The sequence below is a fragment of the Corynebacterium sp. genome (assembly GCF_052107835.1).
GTDB lineage: Bacteria > Actinomycetota > Actinomycetes > Mycobacteriales > Mycobacteriaceae > Corynebacterium.
Window position 1 is genome coordinate 1 of sequence record NZ_JBQEDF010000081.1, and the last position, 9546, is coordinate 9546.

Here is a 9546-nt window from a genome sequence, read left to right on the forward strand (position 1 = left end):
GAAGGACGACGTCACCGAGGTCAGCCACGGTTACGAGTGCGGTATGGTCCTGTCCCACCCGGACATCCAGATCGGCGACACCATCCAGGCCTACGAGCTGGTTGAGGTGCCCCGCGAGGACGTCAAGAAGGACAAGAAGGACAAGTAGTCCCTCGCCCACGGCAGTCGGCCCCGACGACGGACCCCAGGTCCGCCGTCGGGGCCGTTGTCGGGTGATAATAGAATGTGAACGAAGTTCTCCCGCTTGCGGGACCTGAGACGAGACAGGGGTGCCACCATGGCAGACCACGCCCGCGCGGCCCGTATGGCCAAGCGCATCATGACCATTGTCGCTTCGGCGATCGAGCGGGAGGTGAAGGACCAGCGTCTGAAGTACGTCACCGTCACCGACTGCCGGGTGACCGGTGACTTGCACGACGCCACGGTGTTCTACACGGTACGTGGTGTGACCATCGATGAGGAGCCGGACACCGTCGCCGCCGCCGAGGCACTGAACCGTGCCCGCGGGCAGCTGCGCAAGATCGTCGGCGACCAGCTCTCTGTGCGGTTCACCCCGACCCTCAGCTTCGAGCTCGACACCGTGCCGGAGGCCTCGGCCCACCTGGAGGAGCTGCTGGCGAAGGCCCGGGAGATCGACGACCGGGTGCGCGCACAGGCCGAGGGGGCGAGTCCTGCCGGGGAGGCGGACCCCTACAAGGGTGACGACGACTCCGAGCGGGAGTGACTGAGCCGCACACTCCCGGCGTGAGGGCGGACACCCGGACCATCCTCGGTCTGGCGTGGCCCGCCCTCGCCGTGTTGGCGGCAACCCCGCTCTACCTGCTGTGGGACACCGCCGTGGTGGGACGGCTGGGAACGGCCGAACTCGCCGCCCTGGCCGCCGGGGCCACCGTTCTGGCCCAGGTGACCACCCAGCTGACGTTCCTGTCCTACGGGACCACGGCGCGGGCGGCCCGGCGCTACGGCTCCGGCGACACCACCGGCGCGGTCTCCGAGGGTGTGCAGGCCACGTGGGTGGCGGTTGCGGTGGGTGCGGTGATCGCCGTGGCCGTCGCGGCCAGCGCGGTGCCGGTCACCGGCTGGTTGACCGGCGGCTCCGGGGTGGGACAGGACGCCGCCCACTGGCTGCGGGTCACCTCTCTGTCGATCATCCCGGCCCTGGTCACCATGGCCGGCAACGGCTGGCTGCGCGGGATCGCCAACACCCGCGCCCCGCTGTACTTCACCCTGGCGGGGGTGGTCCCGATGGTGGTCACCGTCCCGTGGGCGGTCGACCGTTTCGGCCTCGTCGGCTCGGCGTACGCCAATGTGCTGGGCGAGGTGATCACCGCGTCCTGCTTCGTGGTGGCTCTGATCGTCACCTGGCGGCGGGTGGGTGACGGGCGCGCGGTGCGTCCCACCTGGGCGGTGATCCGCCCGCAGCTGTCGATGGGACGCGACCTGATCCTGCGTTCCTTCAGCTTCCAGATCGCGTTCGTGTCGGCCGCGGCAGTGGCCGGGCGCATGGGTGAGTTCTCCCTGGCGGCACACCAGATCATGCTGCAGCTGTGGAACTTCCTGACCCTGGTGCTGGACTCCGTGGCGATCGCCGCGCAGGCGTTGGTTGGTGCCGCGCTGGGCTCCGGGTCGGCCAGGACGGCGTGGCGAGTCGGCAACAGGGTGCTGCGGTTCTCCGTCGGCGCGGGTCTGGTGCTGGCCGCGTTGCTGGCGCTGGGGTCGGTGGTGGTCCCCGGGCTGTTCACCTCCGACGCCGGGGTCCTGGACACGATCCGTGGCCCGTGGTGGGTGCTGGTGGTGATGGTGGCGCTCGGGGGAGTGGTGTTCGCCCTGGACGGGGTACTGCTGGGGGCGGGCGATGTAGCGTTCCTGCGGACCGCCACGATTGTCTCCGTAGTGCTCGGATTCATCCCCGGGGTGTGGCTGTCCCTGGCCTTCGACCTGGGGTTGACCGGGGTGTGGTGCGGGCTTCTGGCCTTCATCCTCCTGCGGCTGGCGGCGGTGGTCTGGCGCTACCGGAGCGGTCGCTGGGTGGTCACCGAATAATTCACTGTGTGAAAGTTGTGACCAATGTGACTATAGTGACTCCTGGTGCGTAATTGTGCGCGCCGGAGACCCGGAAATCCTGAGGAGGTGCGGAGCGTATGGCCGACAACCACGCGCGCACGCTCTGGGCGGTCTCCGACCTGCACATCGCGGCCCCCGGCAACCGGGAACTCGTGGAGCGCCTCGTCCAGCCCCGGAACCCGGGCGACTGGCTGATTGTCGCCGGGGATGTCGCGGAGAAGACCCCGACGATCCTCGGCATGCTGCGCGAGCTCTCCGAACGCTTCGCCCAGGTCATCTGGGTGCCGGGCAACCACGAACTGTTCTCCCGCCCCAAGGACCAGATTCACGCCGAGGAGAAGTACGGCGAGCTGGTCCGGGGCTGCCGGTCGATGGGCGTGCTCACCCCGGAGGACCCCTACGCCACCTTCGCCGGACGCACCGTCGTCCCGATGTTCACCCTCTACGACCACTCCTGGCGCGATCCGCTGGTCAGTGTGAAGCACGCGCTCAACGCCGCGGAGGGCAACGGGGTGATGTTCACCGACCAGGTCGCCATCGCCCCCTACGTGGATGTTCCCCTGTGGTGCCAGCGTCGGTTGGGTTACACTGTTCGTCGATTGTCACAGGTCTCCGGCCCCACGGTGCTGGTGAACCACTGGCCACTGGTCAGGGAGGTCACCGGACGACTGGAGCTGCCAGAAGTGGCGCTGTGGTCCGGAACCCGGCACACTCAGGACTGGCCTGTCCGCTTCCGGGCGGAGACGGTCATATACGGGCATCTGCACATCCCGGTCCGCACCGAGGTGGACGGTGTCCCGCATGTCGAGGTGTCGCTGGGCTACCCACGGGAGCACACGTTGAGCCTCGGGAAGCGCCGTGAACGGGACCTCTGGCCGTACCCGGTGCTGACGGAGGTCCCCAGAGAGGAAGAGGCATGATCATCGCAGCCCCCTTCGTTGCCGTGGGTCACGACGGTCTCGACCGTGCCCCGGTCGTCCCGCGCCACATCCTGCCCACCGACACCGGCCTGGTTGAACTGCACTCCGGCCAGACCAACGACCTCAGCAGGTACAACGAACTCGACGACGCCGAGCGCACGATCGTCGCCGCGGCCGTGGACTCCCGCAAATCCGAGTTCGGGGACGGACGCTGGTGCGCCCACCGTGCGCTGCGTGGGCTCGGGGAGGACGCCCCCATCCTCCGCGGGGAGAAGGGCATGCCCCTGTTCCCGGCCTCCGTCTCGGGCACGATCTCACACACCCGCGGCGTGCGGATGGCGTTGGTGGGACGCTCCGGCCACTGGAGGAGTCTGGGTCTGGACGTCGAGGTCGCCCAGCGGCTCCCGGACGGGGTGCTGAACGCCGTCACGACGGTGAGGGAGCGCCGCGTCCTGCGCCGTGCGGCGACCAGGGCCCCGGGACGGGCGCTGGGGACGGTGCTGTTCAGTGCGAAGGAGTCCGTCTACAAGGCGTGGTTCCCCCTGGCGGGACGGTTCCTGGATTTCGACGAGGTCGACCTGCACCTTGAGGTGGAGCACCAGGGTGACTGGGGCGTCGAGGTGGGTGGGAGCTGGCACGCGCGTGTGCTGTCCCGTCCCAGCCCGGTCCCCGACATCCACGGCAGCTGGGTGATCCACAACGGCTACGTGGTGACCGTGTGCGGGGTCGCGAGCAACTAGACGACGGCATCACGGCGCCCAGGTCGGTTCCGCCTGAAGGAGAACTTCCCTGGGCGCCGTGATGCCATCGGCCATCGGGCGGTGATCAGTAGTAGGCGCCCTGGCGGAAGTCCCAGCTGTTGAACTGGTCGGCGAGGATCAGCACGATCTCGTCGTTGTACACTCCCTTGCGGATCAGCGTCGGGCAGGGGGTCACGCCGCGCCCGCCGTTCTGCTCCGGGATGATCTTCCCGTCGTCGTCGACCATGGAGACCATCACGCCCTGCTCGTAGCGGGTCTCCTCGGTCGCGTCCGGCTGGATGGAGGCGACGTAGTCGTCGCCGTCGATGATCAGGTCGGCCTCGCCGGCGATCTCCTCGCCGATGCCCTCGACGACGCCGCGGTTGCCCTGGCCGGACGGGTTGGCGGACGAGGCGAACACCAGGCGGCCCTGCTCCCACATCTCGCGGGCGATGAGCTCACCGGGGACACCGAACTTCAGGACGAAGCAGCTGGTGCCACGGGTGTCGGTGGCCAGTTCGGCGGCGCCCTCCGGCAGGTACTTCTCCTGGGCGCCCTCCTTCCAGGGGAGGATGCAGCCCATCAGGACGTCCTGGTCCACGCAGGTCTGGTAGAAGCGTTCGATCTCCGGGGTCAGCTCCGCGATCTCCCGGAGCTGCTCGATGGAGCCGCACAGCACCACGCCCGGCTTGTTGCGCTTGCGGTGCTTCACGGCGAACTTGCGCTCGAGGCCCTCGCGGTCGCTGGTGGCGATGATGTAGCCGACCTTGGTCGGGGTGACCACGATGTGGCCGGGGGTGCTGAGCAGGTCGACGGCTTCCTGCTGCAGACCGCCGTTCCACGTGATCTGCCGGGGGCTCTCGTTGTCGGCCATGGGTTCCTCTCGTTCTGTGGTCATCTGGTCGGACACTTCTCACGCTCGTCTCACTGGTCGGGAGACTGCGTCTCACAGTCTGGCATTGTAGTCCAGCGCCTCCGTGCCGGTGGAATCGGGGGGACGGCATGTCGGCGGCCCACCGTCAAGGGCCGGTGGGATACGTCACATCACCCTTGACGCCGGTGCATGAGCGTGGACGATGGGAGGTGAGGCAATCCTAAATATGAGCCCATCCACGGACCACACGACCCGGATTGCCCGACCACTATCCGCCCGGCGGACGGCATCCACCCCAGTGGCACCGCCCCGACAGCGGAGGAACAGGAGCATCTCGTGACAGAAGTTCAGGACCTCGCAGCCTTCGTCGAGAGGGCGACACTGGAGGACCTCAGTCCGGACGCACTCGAACAGCTCAAGATCAGGGTCCTCGACACCCTCGGCGTCGCCATCGGCGCCCTCGACGCCGAGCCCGTCACCGCGATCCGCGGCCTGCTGGACGATCTCGGCGGCACCGAGCAGTCCACGCTCATCGGGGGAGGGCGGACCACGCCGGAGAAGGCGGCGTTCTTCAACAGTGCGCTGAGCCGCTACCTCGACTTCATGGACGCCTACCTCGCCAAGGGGGAGACCAACCACCCCTCCGACAACTTCGGTGCCACCCTGGCCGCCGCGGAAAGCGCCGACGCGTCCGGTGCGGACCTGCTGACCGCCTTCGCCGTGGCCTACCAGGTGCACACCAGGCTGTCGGACGTCGCGCCGGTCCGCGACCTCGGCTTCGACCACACCACCCAGGGTGCCTTCGCCGCGGCCGCGTCCGCCGCCAAGGCACTGGGACTGCCCGCCGACCAGATCGCCAACGCCGTCGCCATGGCGGGCACCGCCAACGTCGCGCTGCGTGTCACCCGCACCGGCAACCTCAGCCACTGGAAGGGGTTGGCCTACCCGCACGTGTCCAAGGAGGGCACCTGGTCGGCGCTGCTGGCGTCCCGCGGGATCACCGGCCCCGCGGAGGTCTTCGAGGGCAACAAGGGCTTCAAGGCCCTCGCCGGCGACTACACCCTCGACTGGTCGGCCGAGGACCTGGAGAGCGTGACGCGCACCATCATCAAGAAGTACAACGCCGAGATCCACTCCCAGTCCGCGCTGGACGGCGTGCTCCACATCCGCGCACGGGACGGCTTCGACCCGTCCCGCATCGCCTCTATCGAGCTGACCACCTTCGACGTGGCCCATTCGATCATCGGTGGCGGCGAGGAAGGCGACAAGCAGACCATCCGCACCAAGGAGGAGGCCGACCACTCCCTGCCGTGGATGCTCGCCGTGGCACTGCTGGACGGTGAACTCAACCCGGCCCAGTACGAGCCGTCGCGCATTGTCGCCGACGATGTCCAGGAACTCATGCGGAAGGTCACGATCACCCCGGACGAGGCCCTCTCCGACCGGTTCCCGCAGGAGATGCCCGCCGCCCTGAGGATCACACTCGACGACGGCACCGAGTTCACCGACGAGGAGTCCGCCTACGACGGCTTCTTCACCCAGCCACTGGACTGGGCCGGGGCACGGGCGAAGTTCGACGCCCTCACCACCCCCTTCGCGGACCAGGCACTGCGCGACGAGATCAGCGACATCGTCCACGACCTGGAGAACCACCGCACCACGGACCTCACCGCGTCCCTGGCGAAGGTCAGCACCACCCGCGGTTAGGTCGTACACCAACCGCCGGATCCACCACACCACCACATACCCGACACCACAAGGAGGCTCACCATGAGCACCACCACCTCCAGCACCACCACCTCCAGCACCACCACCTCCAATGCCACCGGCTTCGACGTCGCATTCGACATCGTCCCGCGCGCCTACCGTCCGGCGAAGCCGCGGTCCTTCGGTATGACCGAGGTCCGCGCCCCCTACTACGACACCTTCGGCACCCGGCACCTGCAGGACGTCTTCGACGTCGCCGGCCAGTGGATCGACGGCATCAAGTGGGCGGGCGGATCGTTCTCCCTGGTCCCGCCGGAGCAGGTCCGGAAGTTCAGCGACATCGCCCACGAGAACGACGCCTACGTCTCCTCGGGCGGCTGGATCGAGACCGTCCTGCGCTACGGCGACGACGCCGTCGACCAGTACCTGAAGGAGGCCAAGGACGTCGGCTTCGACGTCATCGAGATCTCCACCGGGTTCATCATGCTTCCCACCAGCGGCCTGGAACGGTTGGTGGACAAGGTCGTCAAGGCCGGCCTGAAGGCCAAGCCCGAGCTCGGCATCCAGATCGGTTCCGGCGGTGACTCGACCGAGGCCGAGCTGGCCGCCGAGTCCGCCAAGGACATCGGTGACCTGGTCGACCGCGGGCAGCGGGCACTGGACGCCGGGGCGTCGATCATCATGATCGAGTCCGAGGGCATCACCGAGAACGTCGTCGAGTGGAACACGTCCGCGGCCGCGTCGATCATCAACGGCCTGGGCCTGGAGAACGTCATGTTCGAGGCCGCCGACGGCCCCGTGTTCGAGTGGTACGTGAAGAACTACGGCAACGAGTGCAACCTCTTCGTCGACCACTCCCAGATCCTCCAGCTGGAGGGCCTGCGACAGAATATCTGGGGCAACAAGTCCACCTGGGGCCGTGTGATCAACCCGCGGCCGTAGCTACTCCATGCCCGCCGGGCGGGCCACGAACACGCTCCCCGCCCGCCTGCCCTGCTCCTCGAGCAGGGCAATCGCGCGTCCGGAGGGGGTGACCGCGGCATGGACCTCCGTGAGACCGACCGGCTCGAGCCACTTGCCCATGGACAGGTCGGTTCCCTCCTCCTCGCTGATCCCCCGGACCGGGAAGCAGGTGGACATCGCCTCATCCAGGCCCAGGGACAGCGCGGGGGCGCTGCCCGTGTCATCTCGCACCGCGGACAGCTCATCCAGCGTCCTGGCGTCCGCGATGTCGAAGGGCCCGACGCTGGTGCGGCGCAGGGCACGCAGGTGTCCTCCGACACCGAGCTCCTCACCCACGTCGCGGGCGATCGAGCGGATGTAGGTGCCCGAGGAACAGTGCACGCTGATGTCGGCCTCAACAGCCGCCGTTCCGGCTGCACCGAGCCGGACGTCCTCCACCACCAGTCCGTGCACGGTCACGGGCCTGGCGGGGAGCACCACGTCGACCCCCTCGCGGACGAGCTCGTGGGCGCGGCGCCCGTTGACCCTGATCGAACTGACACTGCTCGGGCGCTGCATGATGTCGCCGGACTGGCGGGAGAAGGCCCCTCGCACCGCGTCCTGCGTCAGCGCCGCCACCGCCTCCGGGGACGCGGACGTCAGGACGTCGCCCTCGACATCGTCCGTGACGGTGGATGTGCCGAAACGCACCGTCGCCGTGTACCGCTTGTCGTGGGTGACGACATGCGCCAGGAACTTCGTGCCCCGCTCCACCCCGACGACGAGCACCCCGGTGGCCATCGGATCAAGGGTGCCCGAATGCCCCACCCGGCGGGTGCCGAAGATCCGGCGGCAGCGGGACACCACGTCGTGGCTGGTCATTCCCGCCGGTTTGTCGATGACGACGAGGCCGGAGCGGGCGAGGATGCCGGACGGTGCAGCGGCGGAATCGGTTCCAGACATGGGGCACAGTCTAGGCGGAGCCCGGGGCGGGCCGACAATGTCGTAGTGTTGTTCCCGTGGATATCTGGAACGGACTGGACGAGGTTCCCGCGGACCTCGAGGGAAGCGTTGTGACGATCGGCGTCTTCGACGGTGTGCACCGCGGACACCAGAAACTCATCGGCACGACGGTGGACAAGGCACGCGAGTTCGGCGTCCCGGCGGTGATGGTGACTTTCGACCCCCACCCGACGGTCATCTTCGACCCGCAGCGTATCCCCTCGATGCTGGCCTCCGTCGAGCAGCGTGCGATCAGCGCCGCCCGGTACGGCATCGACGGCATGGTGGTCATCGCCTTCGACGAGGAGATCATCTCCTGGAGCCCCGAGGAGTACTTCCGCAGGGTCATCCTCGGGCAGCTCAAGGCGAAGGCCGTGGTGGTGGGGGAGAACTTCACCTTCGGCAGCCAGGCGTCCGGCACCAGCGCGACGATGCGCGAACTCGGCGAGAAATACGGCGTCGAGGTCATCGTCCACGGTCTCCTGACCGACCACGCCGAGGGTGAGTCCGCCGAGCACACCGTGTGCTCGTCATGGATCCGTGGGCGCCTCAACGAGGGGGACGTCGCCTCGGCCGGCAGTGCTATCGGCCGGAACTTCACGGTGCGCGGCGTGGTCACCCGGGGCGCGGGACGCGGCGGCGCGGCGCTCGGGTTCCCCACCGCCAACCTCTACTTCCCGGACAGCCAGGCCCTTCCGGCGGACGGGGTCTACGCCGGCGACCTGCGGATCATCCCCACCCGGAAGGATCCGGAAGGATCGCTGGTGGGGGACATGCCGGTGGACGCCCACCTACCTGCGGCCATCTCGGTGGGCACCAACCCGACCTTCGGTGATGCGACCCGCAGCGTGGAGGCCTTCGTCCTCGACCACGAGGCCGACCTCTACGGACGCACCGTGACGGTGAGTTTCGTCGACCACATCCGGGGCATGCAGAACTACTCCGACCTGGACGAGTTGATTGCGGCGATCAACAGTGACGTTGACGCGACCCGGCGATTGGTTCTTCGCGAGCGCGGGTGATAGAGTCGCACGGTCTGTGACTGTGGTTCGCGGTAGTCACCGGCGGCGAGCATTCGCCCCCACTTTTCGCGCGGACTGAAACAACAACCAGGAGATTCACATGGCTCTGACCAAGGAGCAGAAGGCCGACACCCTCAAGGAGTTCGGCATCCACGAGACCGACACCGGTTCTCCCGAGGCGCAGGTCGCGCTGCTGACCGTCCGTATCCGTCAGCTGACCGAGCACCTCAAGTTCCACAAGCACGACCACCACTCCCGCCGCGGCCTGCTGCTGC

Annotated in this window: 10 protein-coding genes; 8 read left to right on the forward strand and 2 right to left on the reverse strand. The window is 68.1% G+C overall.

The annotated features are described in order from the left end of the window. Positions 1-277: 277 nt before the first annotated feature. From rbfA to ACTIL2_RS14490, 4 genes are all read left to right on the forward strand, one after another. Complete coding sequence (gene rbfA / locus ACTIL2_RS14475) at positions 278-724, forward strand: 30S ribosome-binding factor RbfA (protein WP_442338180.1); 447 nt, start codon at positions 278-280, stop codon at positions 722-724. 20 nt (positions 725-744) lie between these two features. Continuing rightward, the gene (locus tag ACTIL2_RS14480; protein ID WP_442338181.1) at positions 745-2043 is read left to right on the forward strand and encodes an MATE family efflux transporter; all 1299 of its coding nucleotides are present in this window, start codon (positions 745-747) and stop codon (positions 2041-2043) included. Positions 2044-2141: 98 nt separating this feature from the next. Further along, positions 2142-2984, forward strand: a complete 843-nt coding sequence (locus ACTIL2_RS14485; RefSeq protein WP_442338182.1) for a metallophosphoesterase family protein — start codon at positions 2142-2144, stop codon at positions 2982-2984. Next, positions 2981-3724, forward strand: a complete 744-nt coding sequence (locus tag ACTIL2_RS14490; RefSeq protein ID WP_442338183.1) for a 4'-phosphopantetheinyl transferase family protein — start codon at positions 2981-2983, stop codon at positions 3722-3724. Before ACTIL2_RS14485 ends, ACTIL2_RS14490 begins: the two co-directional genes overlap by 4 nt. Before the next feature lie 85 nt (positions 3725-3809). On the opposite strand, the gene ACTIL2_RS14495 is transcribed toward ACTIL2_RS14490, so the two are convergent. Continuing rightward, positions 3810-4622: an L-threonylcarbamoyladenylate synthase gene (locus ACTIL2_RS14495; protein ID WP_442338184.1), complete on the reverse strand. Its 813-nt coding sequence runs from the start codon at positions 4620-4622 to the stop codon at positions 3810-3812. A 312-nt stretch (positions 4623-4934) separates the two neighbouring features. On the opposite strand from ACTIL2_RS14495, the gene ACTIL2_RS14500 reads away from it, so the two are divergent. Beyond that, positions 4935-6305 carry an MmgE/PrpD family protein gene (locus tag ACTIL2_RS14500; RefSeq protein ID WP_442338185.1) on the forward strand — a complete coding sequence of 457 codons (1371 nt, stop codon included), beginning with the start codon at positions 4935-4937 and terminating at the stop codon, positions 6303-6305. Positions 6306-6368: 63 nt separating this feature from the next. Then, positions 6369-7247: a phosphosulfolactate synthase gene (locus ACTIL2_RS14505; RefSeq protein WP_442338186.1), complete on the forward strand. Its 879-nt coding sequence runs from the start codon at positions 6369-6371 to the stop codon at positions 7245-7247. Here the strand turns inward: ACTIL2_RS14505 and truB are convergent, their stop codons facing one another. Continuing rightward, positions 7248-8210, reverse strand: coding sequence for a tRNA pseudouridine(55) synthase TruB (gene truB / locus ACTIL2_RS14510; protein ID WP_442338187.1), 963 nt, complete (start codon positions 8208-8210; stop codon positions 7248-7250). A gap of 56 nt (positions 8211-8266) precedes the next feature. Between truB and ACTIL2_RS14515 the strand changes: the two genes are divergently transcribed. Both ACTIL2_RS14515 and rpsO read left to right on the forward strand, forming a co-directional pair. Beyond that, the gene (locus ACTIL2_RS14515) at positions 8267-9271 is read left to right on the forward strand and encodes a bifunctional riboflavin kinase/FAD synthetase (RefSeq protein ID WP_442338188.1); all 1005 of its coding nucleotides are present in this window, start codon (positions 8267-8269) and stop codon (positions 9269-9271) included. 100 nt (positions 9272-9371) lie between these two features. Then, a partial coding sequence (gene rpsO, locus ACTIL2_RS14520; RefSeq protein WP_442338189.1) for a 30S ribosomal protein S15 occupies positions 9372-9546 on the forward strand: 175 nt, incomplete at its 3' end.